Here is a 23046-nt window from a genome sequence, read left to right on the forward strand (position 1 = left end):
TCAACAAATTGTATCACAAAAAAAAAAATGTAAAACACCAAGCAATTCAAAAGGTAAAGAATAGCGTTCAACAGATAATTATCTAATTATCAAATTGCCACATTATCTAATTACCCTAATTGCCACATTATCTAATTTAAGAGATGAATCAAGATTATATAAAACCAGACAATTGGTCCATAATAGAAGAAGGATTTGATGTCGAAAGAGTAAAATCGTCTGAAAGTCTTTTCAGTATCGGAAACGGTGCTATGGGACAGCGTGCGAATTTTGAAGAAAAATATTCTGGCGAAACTTTCCAAGGAAGTTATATTGCAGGTATTTATTATCCAGACAAAACAAAAGTGGGCTGGTGGAAAAACGGTTATCCGAAATATTTCGCTAAAGTTTTAAATGCTCCAAACTGGATTGGAATTGATATCGAAATCAACGAAGAAAATCTTGATTTACACAATTGTACCGAAGTGAGAAATTTCCGCAGAGAATTGAATATGAAAGAAGGTTGGTACAATCGTTCTTTTGAAGCTGTTCTTAAAAATGGAACTGAAATCTCGGTAAACATCCGTCGTTTTCTTTCTTTAGATTTAGACGAAGCCGGAGTGATCAAATACGATATTACGCCTTTAAATAAAGATGCAAAAATCGTTTATAAACCGTACATCGATGCTGGTGTAACGAATGAAGATGCCAACTGGGAAGAAAAATTCTGGGAACCTCTTGAAGTTAAAAAAGGCACAAACGAAGCTTTTGTAACGGCACAGACTTTCAAAACGCATTTTAAAGTTACGACTTTCATGCACAATACGATTTTGGCAAATGATGAAAATATCAATGTTTCTCCGTCAACAATCGATTCAACAACAGATAAAGTTCAGTACACTTACGGAACTATTATCGCAAAAGGACAAACCTCAACAATCCAAAAAATTGGAGGTTATACAGTTTCTTTAAACCACGAAAATACTTTAGCTGGAGCCGAAAAAGTAATCAAATCTGCTGTTGCTTTAGGTTACGAAACGTTGCTTCAAAACCAAATTGATGCTTGGGCAAAAGTTTGGGAAATGTCAGATATCACGATTGAAGGTGATGTTAAGGCACAGCAAGGAATTCGTTTCAATATTTTTCAATTGAACCAAACGTATTCAGGAAAAGACAGCCGATTAAATATTGGTCCAAAAGGATTTACTGGAGAAAAATACGGAGGTTCAACGTATTGGGATACTGAGGCATATTGTATTCCATTCTACATGGCTACAAAAGATCAGCAAGTGGCAAGAAACTTATTGACATACCGTTACAATCAACTGGACAAAGCGATTGAAAATGCGAAAGATAATTTAGGTTTCAAAAACGGTGCGGCTTTGTATCCAATGGTGACCATGAATGGTGAAGAATGTCACAACGAATGGGAAATCACACACGAAGAAATCCACAGAAATGGAGCGATTGCTTTTGCGATTTACAACTATTACCGTTACACGGGAGATTACTCTTATATTCCAGAAAAAGGTTTAGAAGTTTTAATCGGAATTGCGCGTTTCTGGCACCAAAGAGCTTCGTTCTCTAAAGATAAAAACCAATACGTAATTCTTGGAGTTACCGGTCCAAACGAATACGAAAACAACATCAACAATAACTTCTACACGAATTATATTGCAAAATGGTGTATTGATTTTGCTTCAGAACAAATCGAAAAAGTGGCTTCAGAATATCCTGCAGATCACAAAAGAATTCTTGAAAAAGTTAGCCTTTCGGCGAATGAAATTCAGGAATGGAAAAAAGTGGCTGGTGATATGTACTTCCCTATTTCTAAAGAACTTGGAATCTACTTACAGCAAGATGGTTTCTTAGACAAAGATTTAGTTCCTGTAAAAGATTTAGATAAATCTCAGCGTCCTATTAACCAAAAATGGTCTTGGGATCGTGTTTTACGTTCGCCATACATCAAACAGGCAGACGTTTTACAAGGTTTCTATTTCTTCGAAGATCATTTTTCGAAAGAAGAATTAAAACGCAATTTCGAATTTTACGAATCATTTACGGTTCACGAAAGTTCACTTTCGCCTTGCGTGCACTCTATTCAGGCTGCGGCCTTAGATAAAATGGACATGGCATATACATTTTATTTAAGAACGTCTCGTTTGGACTTAGATGATTATAACAAAGAAGTGGAAGAAGGTTGTCATATCACGTCAATGGCTGGTACATGGATGAGTATCGTGGAAGGCTTTGGAGGAATGCGCGTGAAAAATAACCAACTTCATTTCTCGCCAAAAATTCCAAAAGAATGGAAAGGGTATTCGTTTAAAATCAATTTCAGAAACCAGATTTTAAAAGTTTCTGTAAATCATAACGAAACCACTTTTACAGTTGACGGTGATCAGGATTTAGAAATTATAGTAAATGGCAAAGCTATAACAGCTGATAAACTCGTACAAATTAATTAAATTACAATTCTCTAAAAATCTAAAAACATGAAAAACTTATTTTTCGCCAGTTTAGTTTTGTTTGCGGTTAGCACGATTGCTAAAGCGCAGCAATTAAAATCTCCCGAAGGCAAGTTCGTAATGGAATTTTCGCTTCAAAGCGACGGAACTCCAACTTACAACTTAAAGTATAAAAACAAAGAAGTTGTAAAAACCAGTAAACTAGGTCTTGAACTTAAAGATGACAAAAAATCTTTATTGAATGATTTTACAATTGCTGATACTAAAACCTCAACTTTTGACGAAACCTGGAAACCAGTTTGGGGAGAAGTAGATCACATCAGAAATCACTATAATGAGTTGGCAGTAACTTTAAACCAAAAAAGCACAGACAGACAAATCGTAATTCGTTTTCGTTTGTTTGATGATGGTTTAGGTTTCCGTTACGAATTCCCAGCGCAAAAGAATCTTACTTATTTTGTAATCAAAGAAGAAAGATCTCAATTTGCCATGACTGGAGATCACACTGCTTTCTGGATTCCTGGAGATTACGATACTCAGGAATACGATTACACAAAATCTAAATTATCAGAAATTAGAGGTTTATCTGAGAAAGCTTATACAGCAAACGTTTCTCAAAAGTCTTTTTCACCAACAGGAGTTCAGACTTCTTTGATGTTAAAAACAGCCGACGGAATCTACATCAACTTGCACGAAGCTGCTTTGATTGATTATTCTTGTATGCACTTAAATTTAGACGATAAAAACTTAGTTTTCGAATCTTGGTTAACACCAGATGCAAAGGGAGACAAAGGTCATATGCAAGCACCAAATCACTCTCCTTGGAGAACGATTATTGTGAGCGATGATGCAAGAGAAATTCTTTCATCAAAAATGACTTATAACTTAAACGATCCATCAAAAATTGACAATACTTCTTGGATTAAACCAGTAAAATACGTTGGTGTTTGGTGGGAAATGATTACAGGAAAAAGCTCTTGGTCATACACTAATGATTATCCAACAGTTCAATTGGGTGTTACAGATTTCGCGAAAGCAAAACCAAACGGAACGCACGGAGCAAACAATGCTAACGTAAAAAAATACATTGACTTTGCTGCTGCAAATGGTTTCGACGCTGTTTTAGTTGAAGGATGGAACGAAGGCTGGGAAGACTGGTTCGGACATTCTAAAGATTATGTATTCGATTTCTTAACACCTTACCCAGATTTTGATGTAAAAGGTCTTCACGAATATGCAAAATCTAAAGGTGTAAAAATCATCATGCACCACGAAACTTCTGGATCTGTTCGTAACTACGAGCGCCACATGGATGCTGCATACAAATTCATGAAAGACAATGGTTATGATGCTGTAAAAAGCGGTTATGTTGGTGACATTTTGCCTCGTGGCGAAAATCATTACGATCAATGGATTGTAAATCATTATCAATATGCAATCGAAAAAGCAGCTGATTACAAAATTATGGTGAACGCTCACGAAGCAGTTCGCCCAACAGGAATTGCAAGAACGTATCCTAACTTAATTGGAAACGAAGCAGCAAGAGGAACAGAATACCAAGCTTTTGGTGGTTCTAAACCAAATCACGTTACGGTTTTACCATTTACAAGATTAATCGGTGGTCCAATGGATTATACGCCTGGAATCTTTGAAATGGATATCAGCAAAATGAATCCGGATAACAAATCGCATGTAAACAGCACATTGGCTAATCAATTGGCTTTATATGTTACAATGTACAGCCCGTTACAAATGGCAGCAGATACTCCAGAAAACTACAACCGTTTTCCAGATGCATTCCAATTCATTAAAGATGTCGCTGTAGATTGGTCAGAAAGTAAATATATCGAAGCTGAACCTGGAGATTTCATCACAGTGGCTCGTAAAGCAAAAGGAACAAACAACTGGTTCGTTGGAAACGTAAACGGAGAAACTCCACGTACTTCAAACATCGATTTCAGTTTCCTTGAAAAAGGTAAAAAATATACAGCAACAATTTACGCTGATGCAAAAGATGCGCATTACAAAACAAATCCGCAAGCTTATACGATCAAGAAAATTGCTGTAACCAATAAATCAAAATTATCTCAGTTTTCTGCTCCAGGAGGAGGATATGCGATCAGCATAATTGAAACGAAGTAATTTTCTAAAAGACAAGTAATTTTCCCCCCATAATTACTTGTCTTTTTACTATCAAATCAAATTAAGAAGTTAAATTTGAGAGAACTATTTTCTTCATCTTTAGATCAATTAATATGAGCCTCAAACTTAACTTCTTCATTTTTCTTTTTGTCTTTTTTGGACTTAATGCCTATTCTCAAAACAAAGCAAAAGCATCTTATGATTATCTTTTGTATTTGCCGAAAGATTATGCGAAAGCAACCAAAAAATATCCGCTTGTAATTTATTTGCATGGCGGTTCGCAAAAAGGAAATGATTTGAATAAACTGAAAATCTACGGCCTTCCCTATTTAGTAGAAAAAGGTCAGGATTTCGATTTTATAATAGCTTCTCCGCAATGTCCGGATAATAAATACTGGTCGACTGAGAATTGGTTTGAATCGCTTTATGCCGAATTAAATTCGAAATATAGAATCGATATGGACCGAGTTTATCTAACAGGAGTTAGCATGGGAGGTTATGGGACATTCATTACAGCTTTGGATTTTCCAGATAAATTTGCTGCAATAGTACCGTTGTGTGGCGGAGTAAACGACAGCGATTTAGCCCGAATCTGTAATTTGAGTAAAATTCCTGTTTGGACTTTTCACGGAACAGCCGATGATAAAATTCCATTTAGTGAAACCGAAAGAATTGAAAAAGGTTTGGAATCATGTGAAACCAATAAAAATTTCAAGTTTACTCGTTTAGAAAATGAAGGACATGAAATTCAGTATTTATATGAAACAAAACCTGAAATCTACAAATGGATGCTCAAACAGAAGAAATCAAATAAAATCAAACCTTGATTTTATTACACATTCATAAAAATACAAACTATGAAAAACCAAAAAACATCACTTGTCTATAAATTAGCCCTTTTGGTTTTGTTGTTTTCTGCTTCCGCGAAAGCGCAAATCCAAAAAGTAGAACCGCCATTTTGGTACGCAGGAATGAAAAATTCGGAACTGCAAATTATGTTCTACGGAAAAAATATTTCGCAATACGAAGCTTCGGTTTCCAACAATGTTGCCATTAAGAATGTCGAAAAAACAGAAAATCCAAACTACCTTTTCGTAACTATTGATACGAAAGATGTAAAGGCTTCCGAATTGATTTTCTCTTTCAAAAACAATAACAAAGTTGCTTTTAAACAAAAATATACGCTTAAAGAAAGAAGAGCGAATTCTGCCGACAGAAAAAGCTACGATGCCTCTGACTTAATTTATTTAATCATGCCAGATCGTTTTGCCAACGGAAATCCTAAAAACGACAGCGATGCTTCTTTAACTGAAAAAGGAAACCGTCAAGATCCAAGCGGACGTCATGGCGGCGATATCGAAGGAATAATCAAAAACTTAGATTATATCTCAGCTCTCGGTGCCACTACAATTTGGAGCACACCTTTATGCGAAGACAACGACAAACAGCATTCGTATCATACTTACGGACAGTCTGATGTTTACAAAATTGATCCGCGTTACGGAACGAATGAAGATTACGTTCGTCTTTCTAATGAAATGCATAAAAAAGACATGAAATTAGTTATGGATTATGTAACGAATCACTGGGGAATTACGCACTGGATGGTGAAAGATTTACCAACAAAATCATGGCTTAACCAATTTGAGAACTACACGCAAACACATCACAGACGTGAGGTAATTACTGACATTCACGCTTCAAAAATTGATCAGGAAGTTTGTGTTGACGGCTGGTTCGTGCCTTCAATGCCGGATTTAAATTTAAGAAATCCGCTTGTTGCGAAATACTTGACTCAAAATGCTATTTGGTGGATTGAGTACGCAAATCTTGACGGTTTCCGTGTAGACACTTATAACTATTCAGATAAAACGGCGATGGCTAATTGGGCAAAAGCGATTACAACTGAATACCCTAATTTTAATATTGTAGGTGAAATCTGGATGCACAATCAGGCGAATTTAGCTTTCTGGCAGAAAGACAGTAAAGTTGGAGCCATTGAAAACTACAATTCAAACCTTCCATCGGTAATGGATTTTACACTTCAAAGTCAGATTACTTCTGCTTTCAACGAAGATGAACCAAACTGGGACAGCGGATTGATCAAATTCTACAACAATTTTGCAATGGATTTTCTATATCCAAACACCAATAACATTTTAGTTTTTTCTGAAAATCACGATACGGATCGTATGAATGATAAGTTTAAATACGATTTACCAAAATACAAATTGGCAATGACTTTATTGGCTACAGTTCGCGGAATTCCTCAGATTTATTACGGCTCAGAAATTGGAATGGGCGGTGACAAAGGTAAAGGCGATGCAGATATTCGTCAGGATTTTCCAGGCGGATGGGCTGGCGACAAAAACAATGCTTTTACAAAAGAAGGAAGAACTCCAGAACAAGCTGCTTTCTTTGATTTCAGTTCAAAATTATTCACTTGGAGAAAAACAAACGAAGCCGTTCATTTCGGAAAAATGACGCATTATATTCCTGAAAACAATACTTATGTATATTTCAGATATACAGATGCTAAAACCGTTATGGTAGTTTTCAATAACAATGCAAAAGAGCAAGTTGTAAAAACAAACCGTTTCAAAGAAAGCATCAAAAACTTTAAATCAGGAAAAGATGTTATCACAGGAAAAACTTTCGATTTAGCTTCTGAAATTACTTTAGAACCAAAATCAGCTCTGATTTTAGAATTGGAATAATTTTTTTTCCGCCACGAATTCACAAATTATTTTTTGACAATCTATGAGAATAAAAATTCATGAATTCGTGGCTATTTTTTTACCAACTGTTTTTTACAATCTTTAAAATAAAAATTCGTGAATTCGTGGCGGAAATTTATAGACATGTTATGAAAAAATACACTTTCCTTTTTTTATCTTTAGTATTCATAATTACGGGTTGTTCTGGCTCAAAATCAGTTACAATGAATAACGAAAATACTTCGAAAACACCTTTCGTTTGGGAAGGAGCAAATGTTTATTTTTTACTTACAGACCGTTTTTACAACGGCGACAAATCAAACGATTTAAATTTCAACCGAACCAAAACGCCTGGAAAACTACGCGGATTTGAAGGTGGAGATATTATCGGAATTACAAAAAAAATAGAATCTGGTTATTTTGAAAAATTAGGAATCAATGCCATTTGGCTTACGCCGATTGTTGAACAAATTCATGATGGCGTTGACGAAGGAACCGGATTGAGTTATGGCTTTCACGGTTATTGGGCAAAAGATTGGACGGCTTTAGATCCGAATTTCGGAACAAAAGAAGATTTAGCCAATTTGGTAAAAAAAGCGCATGAAAAAGGCATCAGAATAGTTTTAGACGGTGTAATCAATCATACTGGTCCAGTAACTCCAGAAGATCCCGTTTGGCCTTCTGATTGGGTTAGAACTGGTGTGGTCTGCGATTACAAATCTTTCGAAAATACTACGATGTGTACTTTGGTTGAAAATCTTCCAGATGTAAAAACCGAAAGCACTCAAAACGTAGAATTGCCTCCTTTTTTAATTGAAAAATGGAAGAAAGAAGGTCGTTATGAAAAAGAAGTCGCTTCGTTAGATGAATTCTTCAAAAGAACTGGTTATCCAAGAAGCCCGAAATATTACATTATAAAATGGCTGACCGATTATATTCTGGAATTCGGAATTGACGGTTACCGCGCTGATACTGTAAAACACACCGAAGAAGGCGTTTGGGCAGACTTTAAAAAAGAATGTGATTATGCTTTTGAAACTTGGAAAAAACACCACCCGATGCAGGTTTTAGATCAGAATCCGTTTTACACCATTGCCGAAGTTTACGGTTACGGAATCAGTGGCGGACAGGATTATGATTTTGGAGATCGAAAAGTCAATTATTTCCAGAACGGTTTCAACAGCATGATCAATTTCGAATTTAAATGGAATGCTGCACAAAGCGATTATGAAACTTTATTCTCAAAATATTCCAATCATTTAAATAACGAATTAAAAGGATATTCAGTTCTTAATTATATGTCTTCTCACGACGACGGACAACCTTTTGATGCGAATCGCGTAAAAGGTTTCGAAGCAGGAACAAAACTCTTGCTTTCACCAGGAATGTCACAGGTTTATTATGGAGACGAATCGAATCGTTCTTTGGTTGTTGAAGGAACAAATGGCGATGCAACTTTACGTTCGAACATGAATTGGGACGATATACAAAACAATCCTGACACAAAATTCATGCTTTCACACTGGCAAAAATTAGGTCAGTTTAGAAGAAATCATCCTGCTGTTGGCGCTGGAGTTCATACGCAATTAAGCAGTCAACCGTATTTATTTTCAAGAACCTATTCTAAAGGATCATATTCTGACAAAGTATTAATTGGTTTAGATTTACCAGAAGGTCGTAAAGAACTCTCAGTATATTCCCTTTTCGAAAACGGAACTAAATTACGTGATGGTTTTTCTAATCAAGTAACAGAAGTTGTTGATGGAAAAGTGATTATTGACAGCGAATTTGGAATTGTTTTACTCGAAAAGATTTAACCGCAAAGACGCAAAGTTTTACGCAAAGCACGCGAAGGTTTTTTAGCCACGAATTCACGAATTTATTTTTTTACAATCTATGAGAATAAAAATTCGTGAATTCGTGGCTATTTATTTTCATAAATCTTTGCGACCTTTGCGGTTAAAAAAAACTCAGAAAATGCTAAAAATAGCTCACAGAGGTGCAAAAGCATACCAACCTGAAAATACACTTCAAGCGTTTCAAAAAGCCTTAGACTTACATTCAGACGGAATCGAATTGGACGTTCACCTAAGCGCTGACGGACATATTATCGTAATGCACGACGAAACCATCGATAAAATGACCAACGGGAAAGGCGATATAAACAAATACACTTTAGCCGAATTAAAGTCATTTCGAATCGCTGAGAAACTCCAAATTCCAACGCTGAATGAAGTTTTTGATTTAGTAGATAAAAAATGCTTCATTAACGTGGAGTTAAAAAATGCTGATACTTCAAAAAATGTGGTTTCGTTAATCGAAGAATACATCAATGAAAAAGGTTGGAATTACGAACATTTTATCATTTCGAGTTTCGATTGGAATGCTTTAACAGCAGTTCAAAAACTAAATCCAAACATTCCGATTGGTGTTTTAACAGAAGAAAATGTTGATGATGCTTTGGCTTTCGCCGAAAACATAAAAGCAAAAGCAATTCATCCTGATTTTCATTTATTGAATAAAGAAAATGTTCAGCAAATTCAAGAAAAAGGATTCTTAGTTTTCCCTTGGACTGTAAACTCGGATGAAGACATTCAAAAAGTAAAAAGTTATAAAGTAAACGGAATTATCTCTGATAATCCAGATAAAATATAAAGTTTAAATAGCCACGAATTCACGAATTTTTTTCTCATAGATTGTAAAAAAATAATTCGTGAATTTGTGGCGAAAACCAAAATATGATTAAAAATTTCGACATCATCATCGTTGGCGGAGGCGCTGCAGGTTTTTTTACCGCAATTAATATTGCCGAGAAAAATCCGAAACTAAAAATCGCCATTTTAGAAAGAGGAAAAGAAGTACTTTCTAAAGTCCGCGTTTCTGGTGGCGGACGATGCAATGTAACGCACGCTTGTTTTGAACCTAACGAATTAGTGAAGTTTTATCCACGTGGTGAAAAAGAACTTCGCGGGCCGTTTCATCAGTTCTGTTCTGGCGATACAATCGAATGGTTTGAAAAACGCGGTGTCGAATTAAAAATCGAAGAAGACGGGAGAATGTTTCCTGTTTCCAATTCGTCACAAACTATTATCGACTGTTTTCTAAAAGCAACCGAAAAATTAGGCATTAAAGTATTGACAGGACAAAGCGTTCAGTCGATTTTCAAAAAAGAAAATCATTGGAAAATTGACACACAATCTGACAATTTCGCTACAGAAAAATTAGTAATGGCAACGGGAAGCAATCCTAAAATCTGGGAAATGCTTCAAGAACACGGTCATGCCATTGTAAGCCCTGTCCCTTCCCTATTTACTTTCAATATTAAAGATTCTCGAATTAAAGAATTGCCTGGCGTTGCGGCACAAGTTACCGTAAATGTAAAAGATACTAAATTAGAATCGACAGGCCCTTTGTTAATCACACATTGGGGAATGAGCGGACCAGCGATTTTGAAACTTTCGGCTTGGGGTGCCCGTATTCTGCATGACAAAAATTATCAGTTTACCATTTTTGTGAATTGGTTAAATGATTTGGATTTTGAAGATGCTGAAAAAATCTTAAAAGACTTAAAACAAGAACACGCTAAAAAAGCAGTTTCTAAAAAATCTCCTTTTGATTTTCCGAATCGTTTGTGGGAAAGTTTGGTTTTGGCTTCGGGAATTGATGCGGAAACAAAATGGGCAGATTTATCTAAAAATCAATTGCAAAACCTAACTTCACAATTAACAAAAGCCGAATTCAAAGTCAACGGAAAAAGCACTTTTAAGGAGGAATTTGTAACGGCTGGCGGAATCGATTTAAAGGAAATCAACTTTAAAACAATGGAAAGCAAAATTCACGAAAACCTTTATTTTGCTGGAGAAATTGTCAATATCGATGCCATAACAGGAGGATTTAATTTTCAGAATGCCTGGACAAGCGGGTTTATTCTGGCTCAAAATATTTAATACAAAATGAAATTTAAAGGAATTATTTTTGATTTAGACGGAACATTAGTCAATTCATTAGAAGACATTTCAGATGCGATGAATAAAGTGCTTCACGGTCTAAATTTCCCAACGCATACTTACGAAACCTATCAATATTTTATTGGAAGCGGATTACGAAATCTAGTGAGCAAAGCACTTCCAGCAACAAACAATTCGGATGAACAAATAGAAATTTGTTTTGAATGTATGATTAACGAATATCGTGAAATCTGTACATTGAAAACAAAACCTTATGATGGAATTGTAGAATTGTTAGAAAATCTGACTTCGCAAAACATCAAAATGGCGGTTTTCTCTAACAAAGCTGACGAATTAACGAAGAAAATAGCATCTGAAATATTTCCAAATCATTTTGATCAAGCGGTTGGTTTAAGTACAGAAGCGCTTAAAAAACCAAATCCCTTTGAGGCTTTAGAAATCGGTAAAAAATGGAATTTAAAACCAGAAGAAATACTTTTTGTTGGAGATTCTGATATCGATATGCAAACTGCTGTAAATGCGAATATGTTTCCTGTCGGCGTTACTTGGGGTTACAGAACCGAAGAAGAATTGAAAAACAGCGGTGCAAAATTGGTTGTTAATACAGCTTCAGAATTAATTGAGATTCTATAAAATGCATCTTTCATTACAAAAACAAATTACAGCGATTGCCTCTTTTTCTGAAAATGAAATTGAGACAATCGCTTCTTGTTTTGAATATGAAACGTTTAATGCTAAAGAATATCTTTCTGAAATGGGAAAAATCAGCAACAAGATTTTTTTCATTCTTAATGGATTAGCGAGAGTTTATTACTTAAAAGACGGAAAAGAAATCACAACGTATTTGAGTTCTGATGAAGGTTTTATTGCTTCCTATTCCAGTTTCATTAATCAGACACAATCTTTTGAAAATATTCAATGTATTGAAGATTGCGAAGTCCTTTCGATTACTTTTGAAAAAATGCAATTTCTGTACAACGAAATCCCAAATTGGGAACGTGTTGGGAGAATTTTAGCCGAGCAGAATTATCTTTGTATGGCAGACAGAGTTTTAAAACTTCAAATGATTCCTGCCAAAGAAAAATATCAGACTTTTTTAACTTCGGCTCCAGCCAAAATCATTCAGCGGACACCTTTAATTTATATCGCTTCTTTTCTCGGAATTACCCCAGAATCGCTAAGCAGAATCCGTCAAGATATTTCTTAACATTTATCAAGTGGATTGAAAATTCGAATTCGAATCTTTGTCAAAATAAAATTTGAAAAGATGAAGAATATCGCCAAAGACGTTTACCAAATCCCACTATTTCCTCGAAATGCCATTAATTGTTATTTAGTTGAAGATGTTTTAATTGATTCCGGAATTAGAACTTCTGCCAATAAAATATTGAAATCACTAAAAGACAAATCTGTTAGTCAACACGCATTAACACACGCCCACGCCGATCATCAGGGAAGCAGTAAAATAATCTGTGAAACTTTGAAAATTCCGTTTTTATGCAGCGAACCTGAAAAGGAATTTGCTGAAAATGGAAACGTAATTACAGAATACCCAAATCCGAATCATATTATATCAAAATTTCAGAAGAATTTCTGGGCTGGAAAAGGACATTCAGTTTCTCAAACTTTAAAAGAAGGCGATCAAATTGGTGGATTTACGGTTATTGAAACTCCTGGACATTCCAGAGGTCATTTATCGTTTTTCAGAGAAAAAGATGGCGTTTTAATTGTGGGCGATGTTATGACAAATATGAATCTGTTAACAACAAAAGTCGGTCTTCACGAACCTCCTCATTTATTCACTTCAGATCAAGAAATGAATAGAAAATCGATTCTAAAATTGGCTTTGTTACAACCCAAAATATTGTGTTTTGGCCATGGTCCAGTTTTGTTTAACAATGGAGAATTAGAGAAATTCAAGAACTCTATTTTATTTAATTAACAAGAATTTACAGATTCAGTAAGTTTTCATTAAGACTATTCTAATAATTTTACTCTCAACTAATTAATCCTATATGAGAGTAAAATTACTTACCACGATTTCTATTTTCACTTATCAAATCGGCATTTCTCAAACCGAAAAATTACTTCAGGGAAAAGTTCTTTCACAAAATATTCCACTTAACAAAGTAGAAGTAATTAATAAAACAGCTAAAACGAGTACTAAAACAAATGAATTAGGTGAATTTTCGATTCTGGTTCGTCCAAAAGACAGTTTACTTTTCTTTTCAAAAGATTACTTTTTTAAACGATTAAAAATTTCTCAGGACAATATTGATCAAAATAATATTATGGTTAATATGATTTTGAAACCTGAAGAATTAGATGAAATTGTAGTTACCAAAATTTCATTTCCTAAAGTTAAAATGGCTGACGAAAATTCTACTGTAAGACCAAAGCCTGCAATATCAAATCCTGGTGTTTATACTGGAGGCATTACAAACGGAGCAGATTTACTGGCTATATTTAGTTTGTTTATGAAAAAAGATAAAAAGGCAAAAATCAAATCTAACGAATTAGATTTCAAAAAATTGGCCGAAGCTACAGTTCCTTTAGATTTCTTTACGAATGATCTGAAAATAACTCCAGAGGAAAAAGAATTGTTTTTACAATTTTGCAATGCTGATCCACAATCCAAAACTCTTGTAGAACGAAAAAATTTACTTTACACCATGGACTTTTTAATTACTAAAAATAAGGAGTTTAAAAAATTAAATTCTGGAATCAAAAACTAAAAAGTCTAATAAATGAAAGCAAAACTACTTACTACCATTTCTCTTTTCACTTACCAATTAAGTATTTCTCAAACCGAAAAATTACTTCACGGAAAAGTTATTGCTAATAATTTTCCACTCCATAATGTAGAAGTAATCAATAAAACGGCTAAAACAAGCACCAAAACCAATGAAATGGGAGAGTTTTCCATTTTAGTAAAACCGCAGGACAGTTTACTTTTTTTCTCTAAAGATTACTTCTTCACCAGATTGAAAATGACTTCTGAAAAGATAAAATCGAATCATCTTGTTGTAAAAATGGTTATTAAACCCGAAGAATTAGAAGAAGTAATTATACCAACGGAAATGAAATTTGATCCACTACCGCCAGATCCAGAGACTATTGCAGAAATAGATCGTGATAAAAGAGCTAAGAACTTAAAACGTTATATTAGTGGTTACAATGATGGCACAATCGTTAATGGAATGCAGACTAAATTTTCTTTTGGTGGCGGAAAGTCACAAGATGAGGAAACCGAAAGTGCATTCAAAAAACTCGTGAAGAAAACGTGTTCTAAGGAGTTTTTCTTAAAAGAATTAAAAATAGAAACTCATCAAAAAGAGCTTTTCCTTGATTTCTGTGATGCTGATCCAAAGTCTAAAACACTTACATTGCAGCCCAACCTTTTAGCTACCATAGAGTTTTTGACTGCAAAAAATGAAGAGTTTAAAAATTTGAAGTAGTTTCTTTTTCCAAAAACTTGAAACCTGAAATAAATCTACCTATTCAACCACCAAATACTTGCATTTAGAACCGTTGCAAATCCAACCCAAAGCAAATATGGAATCAACAAATAAGCTGAAATTTTATTGATTTTGATGAATTTTAAATACGTTTCATAAATCATCAGCCATAGCAGCACAATTTCAATTAAAGCTAACATCGGATTTTTCAATCCAAAAAATAAGTAAGACCAAATTGAATTTAAAATTAATTGAATGATAAAGAAAAGTAGTGCTTTTTTTACTTCTTCTGTATTCTCTTTTATTCTGTCCCAAACTAAAGCAGCCGCAACAGCCATAAAAATATAAAGCACAGTCCAAACCGGCATAAAAATCCAATTCGGCGGATTAAAAACTGGTTTCTGCAATGTTACATACCAAGTTTCAATACTTGGTCTAGTTACTAAACTAGCAGAATAACCAACTGTTAAACAAATAACTAAAGCTATAGCAATTTTTACGAATTTATTCATTTTATCAAATTTTGAATTCAAAAATAATCAAAAGAAAAGTTTTTCACCATATAAGTTATATAAGTTCATTTTAGTAAAGCCTTGCTTATAATTTCTTATATGACTTATATGATGGGAAAAAAATTTTAAACCACGGAAGCATATAAGGTCAATTTAGTAAAGCCAACTAATAATTTCTTATATGACTTATATGGTGGAAAAAAAAATTAAACCATATAAGTAATATAAGTTCATTTTAGTAAAAGCCACTTATATTTCTTATATAACTTATATGGTGAAAAAATTTAAAAGTTATCTTTGCCAAAATTTTATAATTCATGTATTCAGCAGCTGATTTTATACCAACTTCATATACTTCAACAATCGAAAACGGAAACTTTGAATGGAGCACTCCAAGCAACATTGCATTGGTGAAATACTGGGGGAAAAAAAACAACCAGATTCCAGCAAATCCTTCAGTAAGTTTTACTTTAAACAATTGTAAAACAATTACAAAGTTAGGTTTTGAAAAAAGAACCAATCAAAATGTTTTTTCTTTTGATTTGCTTTTTGAAGGAAAACCAAAAGAAGATTTCAAACCAAAGATTCAGAAGTTTTTAGAAAGAGTTGAGGTTTATCTGCCGTTTTTGAAAGACTATCATTTTACAATTGATACTCAAAATACATTTCCGCACAGTTCTGGAATTGCTTCTTCGGCTTCTGGAATGGCGGCTTTGGCAATGAATTTTATGAGTTTAGAAAGAAAACTAAACCCAGAAATGACTGATGATTATTTCTATCAAAAAGCTTCATTTTTAGCTCGTTTAGGTTCTGGAAGTGCTTGCAGAAGTGTAAAAGGAAATGTTGTGGTTTGGGGCAATCAGGCGAATATTGAAGGAAGCACGGATTTATTTGGAGTTGAATTTCCATATACAATTCATGATAATTTCAAGAATTACCAAGACACCATTTTATTGGTTGATAAAGGCGAAAAACAAGTTTCAAGTACTGTTGGACATGATTTGATGCACAATCATCCGTATGCTGAAAGACGTTTTGCGCAAGCACACGAAAATCTGGATAAATTAATCGCCATTTTTGAAAACGGAAATCTAGACGAATTCATCAAAGTAGTAGAAAGTGAAGCTTTGACTTTACACGCCATGATGATGACTTCGATGCCGTATTTTATTTTGATGAAACCAAATACTTTACAGATTATAAATGCGATTTGGAAATTCAGAAATGAAACACAAATTCCGGTTTGTTTTACACTTGATGCTGGAGCAAATGTGCATGTATTATATCCTGAAAACGTTAGCGAAAAAGTATTACAATTTATTCAGGACGAATTAGTTGTATTTTGTCAGAATGGTCAGTACATTTGCGACAAAATTGGAAGTGGTGCAATTGCATTATAATTTTGCGTATCTTTAATCAATAATTTAGATAATTCAAACTAGACCCAAATAAAAAAAGACATCAAATAAATCATGAAAGGACCTTTATTTTACTCAAAAATATTACTCTTTGGAGAATACGGAATTATCCGCGACTCTAAAGGACTTTCTATCCCTTATAATTTTTACAACGGTGCATTAAAGAAGTCTGAAGAACCTTCGGATGAAGCAATTGCATCAAACAAAAGTTTAAAAAGTTTTGCTTCTTATCTTGAAGTACTGCATACGCAGCAGCCTGAATTGGTTACTTTTGATTTAGAGACTTTAAAAAATGATGTCGAAACTGGAATGTATTTTGATTCTAGTATTCCGCAAGGATACGGTGTTGGAAGTAGCGGTGCACTTGTTGCAGCTATTTATGATAAATACGCTACAAACAAAATCACGGTTCTAGAAAATCTGACTCGCGAAAAACTATTACACTTAAAAAACATATTTTCTCAAATGGAAAGCTTTTTTCACGGAAAAAGTTCTGGTTTAGACCCATTAAACAGCTATTTGAGTATTCCGATTTTAATTAATTCTAAAGACAATATCGAAGCAACTGGTATTCCGACTCAAAGTTTTGACGGAAAAGGTGCCGTATTTTTATTAGATTCAGGTATCGTTGGAGAAACAGCTCCAATGGTTAGTATTTTCATGGAAAACCTAAAAGACAAAGGTTTCCGTGCCATGCTGAAAAACCAGTTTGTAAAATATACAGATGCCTGCGTAGACAACTTCTTACATGGCGACATGAAATCTTTGTTTACCAACACCAAAAAGCTTTCTAAAGTTGTTTTAAATCATTTTAAACCAATGATTCCGGAACAATTTCACGGAATCTGGCAGCACGGGATTGACACCAACGACTATTACCTAAAACTTTGTGGTTCTGGCGGAGGTGGCTACATTCTTGGTTTTACAGAAGATCTGGAACGTGCAAAAAGTGCTTTAAAAGATTATAAATTAGAAGTCGTTTATCAATTTTAATTCCCATACACGCCGAAGTTATTTGAGTAGATTTTTATAAGTTTTTCATCCTAAAAGTTATTTATTATGAAAAGTATCTTAAAAATAATTAAATCAACTTTTTTAGGAGGAATTCTATTTTTAGCACCTTTAGTGGTACTGCTTATCATTCTTGAAAAAGGATATGGCATTATTAAAAAAATAACGCTGCCGCTTGTAACTAATCTGCCAAGAGTTCATGTTTTAGGAATTGCGCTTCAAGAACTTATCGGAATAACATTTATAATTCTTATTTGTTTTGCTGCAGGTTTGCTGGCAAGAACTAAAAAAGCAAAAGAACTTATTCTGAAATTAGAAAACGGCATTTTAAGCTTTGTTCCTGGTTATTCATTTATGAAAAGCATGAATGAAAATATTATGGGAATTGAATCTAAAGAAAACTTAAAAGTAATCTTAGTTCCTACGGACGCTGGCTGGCAATTTGCTTTTTTGATCGAACAAATTGACGAAAACAATTTTACAGTTTTTGTTCCAGATGCTCCAAATCCATGGAGTGGTTCTGTGGTTTTTGTAGAGAAAAAAGACATCAAAGAAGTCGATATGACTCAAAAACAGGCTTTGGCATGCATTAGAAAATTAGGTTTTGGCTCTAAAGAATTGTTAAAAAACAAACTCTAAATTTTTAATACCAAAAATATCTTTTAACTTCCCTAATCTAATCCTTTACACCCTTCAATTTATGTTAAGCAGACAACAAAAACTTTTGATAATGAAAATCGTGAGTCTGTTTTCTGTGGTTAGAGGTTACAACATTCCTATTATTGTTTTAGCGCAATATTTATCGGCAATTTTTATTCTGGCGCCAGAAATTAGAGCATTGGATATTCTACTGGATTTCTATTTATTTCTGATTGTTTTTGCTTCGGCTGTTACGATTGCTTCGGGTTATATTATCAACAATTTTTATGACAGTCAGAAAGATTTGATTAATAGGCCTAACAAATCAATGCTAGATCGTTTGGTGAGTCAGAAAACGAAATTAACGGTTTACTTTAGTTTGAACTTTTTGGCAGTTTTAATGGCTTCTATTGTTTCCTGGAGAGCATTTTTATTCTTTTCTGCTTATATTTTTATGATTTGGTTTTATTCTCATAAAATTAAAAAGTATCCAATTATCGGAAATCTAATGTCGGCTTTGCTTGCTGTAACTCCGTTTTTTGCTATTTTGCTTTATTTCTACAATAAGATTTCTTTTGAAGAAATCGAAAATCATATGAGTCATTTTGTGGTGATTTGTGCGCATGCAATATTCTTGTTTTTATTGTTGCTGATTCGCGAAATGATAAAAGATTTAGAAAATTTAAAAGGTGATTTGGTAACCAACTACAGAACAATTCCTGTGATTTATGGAGAGAAAATCTCGAAACAGATTATTACTGCTTTGACGATTTCTACGATTTTTCCAGTTTATATTTTAGTGAATGTTTACGATGTAGGTTATATGGACATTTACTTTTATGTCTGTTTTGGAGTTTTAATTTTCTTTTTAATGTTTTTATGGAGATCCGATTCTAAGGAACATTTTTTAAGGCTTCACAATCTTTTGAAATTCTTGATTGTTTCTGGGGTTTTCTGCATTGTTTTGATAAATCCGAGTGTTTTGTGGCACGGGCGCGAGTTGATTTCTAACTATTAAATGTTTTGTTTCTCGCAGATTTGGCAGATTTTGCGGATTTATTTTATTCCGCAGAGATTCGTGAAGAAGATTTCGCAGAGATTCGCAAAACTTTTTGTGCTTCTTTGTGTCTACTTTGTGAATCTTTGCGAAACAGCTAAAATGTTTAAAAGAAGCCAATTGTCTGAATCTAGCCCCGATTGAAATGAAAATCCTTTTATGGCGGGGTTCGCCATAAAAGATTGTAATGGAAAGCGGGAAACCATGTTAAAAAAAAATGCCTGTTGTGATGCTTCTTATTCCTCTAAAAATCAAAGCTATTAATCTAAGAACAATGAACTTAAGTTTTATTAGCAGGAAAAAACTATCTTTGCACAAATTAATAATTTTATGAACAACAAGGAAGGCAATAATAAAAGAGGAGGATCGAGACCAAATAGCTCAAGACCAAACTCTAATAAGCCAAAACCTCCTATGGCGAAACGTGCGCAAGGGCCCAAAAAAGTAAAACCGGAGGTTAAAGCCGCTAATGCTGCTGCGGAAGAAAAATTAAAAAAACAGAATCAGGCTCCGAAAAGACAAAAGGCTTCAGATGAAATTCGTTTGAATAAATACATTTCGAATTCTGGTGTTTGTTCTCGTCGTGATGCTGATATTTATATTCAGTCTGGAAACGTTAAAGTTAACGGAACTGTTGTTACCGAAATGGGATATTTGGTAAAATTGAATGATGTAGTAAACTTTGATGGTGTTACGCTGACTCCTGAAAAGAAAGAATATATTTTGTTGAATAAGCCTAAAAACTTTACAACTGCTCTTGATGAAGGTCAGGAATACCGTAACGTTCTAGAACTTGTACGTGGCGCTACCAATGCCAAAATTGCTCCTATCGGAAGAATGGACAAGAATACAACAGGTTTATTGGTGTTTACAAATGATACGGATATGATTCGTAAGTTTACTTTACCAAACCAAAAATCGTCTAAAATTTATCAGGTTTCTCTAGATAAAAACTTGAAGTTTGAAGATTTAGAAAAAATCAGTAAAGGCTTGGTTCTTGACGGACACCGCGTTTTTATTGAGGAAATCAGTTATATTGATAATGAACCAAAAAGCGAAATTGGTCTTAAATTGCGCACGGCCAACGTAAAAGTGGTTCGCTCTATTTTTGAGTCTTTCGAGTATAATGTACTTCGAATTGATCGTGTTTCGTTTGCTGGTTTAACCAAAAAGAATCTTCCGAGAGGAAACTGGCGCTTTTTGACTGAACAAGAAATTATCAATTTGAAAAACGTTTAATAGTTCTTCAAATTTGAATGATACCGAATCCTGTTTTCTTTTGAAAATGGGATTTTTTTTATTTTAGAAACTGAAAAAATTATGTCCGAAAAGGGTAAATATGGATCTTCCCATAGATTGGCTTTTGTCTTCGACTGTTTCGTAACATGAAAAACCAAGGATGATTTTGATTCCAGGTGGAATACTGTTTAAGATATCTCTTTTTTGATCTTCGAGAAGTAGTTTTAGGCCTTCTATTAGTTGAAGATTGTATCTTAAGTAAGACATTACAAGAAGGGCAGAAAAGTTAAGTATTTCTCTAGCGGTTTCACTTTTGATTCCGACTTCGTTTGAGACCATTTCTGAAATTCTTCCTTTTTTATTGGAAAACAATTCTTTAAGTAAAACGTTTCCTTCTAAACGGTAGCAATCATCTACTGATAAAATTCTACCGGCGTTAAAGTCGATTTCTTGGTAGAAAGTTGAATCTTCTTTTATCATGGAAACAATTTCAGAATAAAAATCAGATTCTTCGGCTTTGTTGTAGAGTCCCATTAAAATTGTACCGATCGAGACATCAATTCCCTTTATCAAAAGAGCATCATTTTCAAAATAAAACTTATTTAATTTGGAGACAACATTAGATGAAATAAAACGTCTAAGTTCAATTTGTAGGTTTGGGGTCATACGTTTAACTTATTTTAGGGGGAAACAATTATTTAAACTCGCTCAAAATAACCGATAAAGTGAGGCTTTTTATCGTTTATCGTGATAAAAATATAAAATATATTAACATTTCCAAAAAATAAGTTAAAATTTTAGTTGGTCGATTTTCAGGTATTTAACACTAAAAACTGACAAAAGCAGTAAACATAAAGCTTGACGTAACGTATAATATAAAAAATTATTTTCAAAAAATTAAGATTTTTTCTGAAAAATATAAAAATATAAGAAAAAGCTTAAAGTCAAAATTACTATTTAGAAAATTAGAGCTCGATTTTGCCAAAGAATAGTCAGAAAAATACCGAGATAAATTACCGAAAAAAGGAAATTGACAAAACTAGAAGCCAGAAAACCTAGAACAGATCCTGTAGCGGCTTTTAAGGCACGTTTATGATTTTGAGAATCGTATAGTAATTCGCCAATAAGCGCCCCTACAAATGGACCTATGATAACTCCAAAAGGAATTGGAGCCAGAATTCCGACGATCAAACCAATGTTAGTTCCCCAAACTCCGTAAGAACTTCCGCCAAACTTTTTGGTGCCTTTTGCCGGAATTACATAATCTAAAATAGTGATGATAACCATTAAAACAAAAGTGATTCCTAAGACCCAATAATTGTTTTCAACCGCTTTGGTAAGATAAAGCAATAATAAACCTACCCAACAGCTTGAAAGTCCAGGTAAAACGGGAATAAAACTCCCGAAAATTCCAACAATCATACAGATAAAACCCAACAATACTAAAAGTAAATCCATAATATATTTGTAAATTTGCACTTACAATTTAAGCAATATTAATATGATGCAAAAGTTTGTAAAAATAGTTTTCATTCTATTATTTGTGTTTTCAATGAGTGAAAATACATATGCTCAATCTAAGAAACTTTCTGCAGATGACCAAGTATTGCAAGACAGTCTTTATAATAGTAATAAGAAAAAAGTACTCAGTTTTTCTATGAAAGACTTTGATAAACTATTTTTTGACTTTTTCAATACAAAAAACGATCCTAATATACTTTTAACAAAAACTGAATTTTACAACTATACGGTTCAAATAGCCGCATTTTCAGACAGACTGATTAAATTATATCCTGATCAAAAGGAAGTTGCAGAGAAAAACAAAGAAAATTGGCTTTCTGAAAACTATGAAGATTATTTAGAATACAAAGCTTCTCAAAAAAAATAATCGTATTTTTGTTCATTCATTCAATTTAAAAACTTTGAGGCAGTTTTTTCCCCTTTTTATTTGTGTTTTATTTAATTCCTGTCAATATTTTGAGAGGCAGGTTCCCTCTGAAAAGGAATTACTTCAAAAAGAATTAAAATCAATTAATTGGAAAGAAGTTGATGAATATCCTTCTGTTCCCAACTGCGAAAAAATAGCTGATAAAAAACTCCGTCAACAATGCTTTTTTGAAGTAATGTCGAATTTGATTCAAGAGAAACTGAACGTTGACACCTTATCAATTTTATATCCTGAATTGGATACAATTGAAGTAAAAGTAACGGTTTTCCCAAATGCCACAATGAAATTTGAACCTCAGTTTCCAAAAGATTCTGTGGCTTATGATACCATAAAAATTGACAGCATTTTACACGCTCGTTTAGTCGATTTTCCGAAAGTTAATCCCGCTATAAAACGAGGTGTTCCAGTTAAAACGCAATTTATTCTGCCTGTAATTATAAAAGCAAAAGAATAGTTTTTTTTATTTTACCATATAAGTGATGTAAGATCA

General features: G+C 33.7%; 22 protein-coding genes. 19 read left to right on the top strand and 3 right to left on the bottom strand.

What is annotated here, in order from left to right; genetic code table 11:
• Positions 1-143: 143 nt before the first annotated feature.
• From NQQ59_RS13095 to NQQ59_RS13150, 12 genes are all read left to right on the top strand, one after another.
• The gene (locus tag NQQ59_RS13095; RefSeq protein WP_144215702.1) at positions 144-2447 is read left to right on the top strand and encodes a glycoside hydrolase family 65 protein; all 2304 of its coding nucleotides are present in this window, start codon (positions 144-146) and stop codon (positions 2445-2447) included.
• Positions 2448-2474: 27 nt separating this feature from the next.
• A complete protein-coding gene (locus NQQ59_RS13100) occupies positions 2475-4589 on the top strand; it encodes a glycoside hydrolase family 97 protein (protein WP_144215703.1) in 2115 nt (704 codons plus the stop codon).
• Positions 4590-4702: 113 nt separating this feature from the next.
• Positions 4703-5416 carry a carboxylesterase family protein gene (locus tag NQQ59_RS13105; RefSeq protein ID WP_144215704.1) on the top strand — a complete coding sequence of 238 codons (714 nt, stop codon included), beginning with the start codon at positions 4703-4705 and terminating at the stop codon, positions 5414-5416.
• Positions 5417-5446: 30 nt separating this feature from the next.
• Positions 5447-7306: a glycoside hydrolase family 13 protein gene (locus NQQ59_RS13110; protein ID WP_144215705.1), complete on the top strand. Its 1860-nt coding sequence runs from the start codon at positions 5447-5449 to the stop codon at positions 7304-7306.
• A gap of 149 nt (positions 7307-7455) precedes the next feature.
• A complete protein-coding gene (locus NQQ59_RS13115; RefSeq protein ID WP_144215706.1) occupies positions 7456-9123 on the top strand; it encodes an alpha-amylase family glycosyl hydrolase in 1668 nt (555 codons plus the stop codon).
• 160 nt (positions 9124-9283) lie between these two features.
• The gene (locus NQQ59_RS13120; RefSeq protein WP_144215707.1) at positions 9284-9961 is read left to right on the top strand and encodes a glycerophosphodiester phosphodiesterase; all 678 of its coding nucleotides are present in this window, start codon (positions 9284-9286) and stop codon (positions 9959-9961) included.
• Positions 9962-10044: 83 nt separating this feature from the next.
• Complete coding sequence (locus NQQ59_RS13125; RefSeq protein ID WP_144215709.1) at positions 10045-11253, top strand: BaiN/RdsA family NAD(P)/FAD-dependent oxidoreductase; 1209 nt, start codon at positions 10045-10047, stop codon at positions 11251-11253.
• Between the two features lie 6 nt (positions 11254-11259).
• Positions 11260-11907, top strand: a complete 648-nt coding sequence (locus NQQ59_RS13130) for an HAD family hydrolase (protein ID WP_144215711.1) — start codon at positions 11260-11262, stop codon at positions 11905-11907.
• 1 nt (position 11908) lies between these two features.
• Complete coding sequence (locus NQQ59_RS13135; protein WP_144215713.1) at positions 11909-12481, top strand: Crp/Fnr family transcriptional regulator; 573 nt, start codon at positions 11909-11911, stop codon at positions 12479-12481.
• Positions 12482-12541: 60 nt separating this feature from the next.
• Positions 12542-13216, top strand: coding sequence for an MBL fold metallo-hydrolase (locus tag NQQ59_RS13140; RefSeq protein ID WP_144215715.1), 675 nt, complete (start codon positions 12542-12544; stop codon positions 13214-13216).
• 73 nt (positions 13217-13289) lie between these two features.
• A complete protein-coding gene (locus NQQ59_RS13145; protein ID WP_144215717.1) occupies positions 13290-14009 on the top strand; it encodes a hypothetical protein in 720 nt (239 codons plus the stop codon).
• A 12-nt stretch (positions 14010-14021) separates the two neighbouring features.
• Complete coding sequence (locus NQQ59_RS13150; protein ID WP_144215719.1) at positions 14022-14732, top strand: hypothetical protein; 711 nt, start codon at positions 14022-14024, stop codon at positions 14730-14732.
• Positions 14733-14767: 35 nt separating this feature from the next.
• Here NQQ59_RS13150 and NQQ59_RS13155 read toward each other — a convergent pair whose 3' ends face one another.
• Positions 14768-15244 (bottom strand): TspO/MBR family protein, encoded by a 477-nt coding sequence (locus tag NQQ59_RS13155; protein WP_144215721.1) that lies wholly within the window; start codon positions 15242-15244, stop codon positions 14768-14770.
• Positions 15245-15561: 317 nt separating this feature from the next.
• Between NQQ59_RS13155 and NQQ59_RS13160 the strand changes: the two genes are divergently transcribed.
• The 5 genes from NQQ59_RS13160 to NQQ59_RS13180 all read left to right on the top strand — a co-directional run bounded on the left by NQQ59_RS13160 (position 15562) and on the right by NQQ59_RS13180 (position 20608).
• Entirely contained in the window at positions 15562-16644 is a 1083-nt protein-coding gene (locus NQQ59_RS13160; RefSeq protein WP_144215723.1) for a diphosphomevalonate/mevalonate 3,5-bisphosphate decarboxylase family protein, read from the top strand.
• A 72-nt stretch (positions 16645-16716) separates the two neighbouring features.
• Positions 16717-17655, top strand: a complete 939-nt coding sequence (locus tag NQQ59_RS13165; RefSeq protein ID WP_144215725.1) for a mevalonate kinase family protein — start codon at positions 16717-16719, stop codon at positions 17653-17655.
• Between the two features lie 66 nt (positions 17656-17721).
• Positions 17722-18312 carry a DUF502 domain-containing protein gene (locus NQQ59_RS13170; protein WP_144215727.1) on the top strand — a complete coding sequence of 197 codons (591 nt, stop codon included), beginning with the start codon at positions 17722-17724 and terminating at the stop codon, positions 18310-18312.
• Positions 18313-18373: 61 nt separating this feature from the next.
• Positions 18374-19330 carry a geranylgeranylglycerol-phosphate geranylgeranyltransferase gene (locus tag NQQ59_RS13175; RefSeq protein ID WP_144221535.1) on the top strand — a complete coding sequence of 319 codons (957 nt, stop codon included), beginning with the start codon at positions 18374-18376 and terminating at the stop codon, positions 19328-19330.
• A gap of 369 nt (positions 19331-19699) precedes the next feature.
• Positions 19700-20608, top strand: a complete 909-nt coding sequence (locus tag NQQ59_RS13180) for a pseudouridine synthase (RefSeq protein ID WP_144215729.1) — start codon at positions 19700-19702, stop codon at positions 20606-20608.
• Positions 20609-20671: 63 nt separating this feature from the next.
• Here the strand turns inward: NQQ59_RS13180 and NQQ59_RS13185 are convergent, their stop codons facing one another.
• Positions 20672-21274, bottom strand: a complete 603-nt coding sequence (locus NQQ59_RS13185) for a DUF937 domain-containing protein (protein WP_144215731.1) — start codon at positions 21272-21274, stop codon at positions 20672-20674.
• 291 nt (positions 21275-21565) lie between these two features.
• Entirely contained in the window at positions 21566-22066 is a 501-nt protein-coding gene (locus NQQ59_RS13190) for a DUF456 domain-containing protein (RefSeq protein WP_144215733.1), read from the bottom strand.
• 94 nt (positions 22067-22160) lie between these two features.
• On the opposite strand from NQQ59_RS13190, the gene NQQ59_RS13195 reads away from it, so the two are divergent.
• Together NQQ59_RS13195 and NQQ59_RS13200 are read left to right on the top strand one after the other, a co-directional pair.
• Positions 22161-22496 carry a hypothetical protein gene (locus tag NQQ59_RS13195; RefSeq protein WP_144215735.1) on the top strand — a complete coding sequence of 112 codons (336 nt, stop codon included), beginning with the start codon at positions 22161-22163 and terminating at the stop codon, positions 22494-22496.
• Between the two features lie 34 nt (positions 22497-22530).
• Entirely contained in the window at positions 22531-23010 is a 480-nt protein-coding gene (locus tag NQQ59_RS13200) for a hypothetical protein (protein WP_144215737.1), read from the top strand.
• Positions 23011-23046 lie beyond the last annotated feature (36 nt).

Source organism: Flavobacterium panacis, from assembly GCF_024649945.1.
Lineage (GTDB): Bacteria > Bacteroidota > Bacteroidia > Flavobacteriales > Flavobacteriaceae > Flavobacterium > Flavobacterium panacis.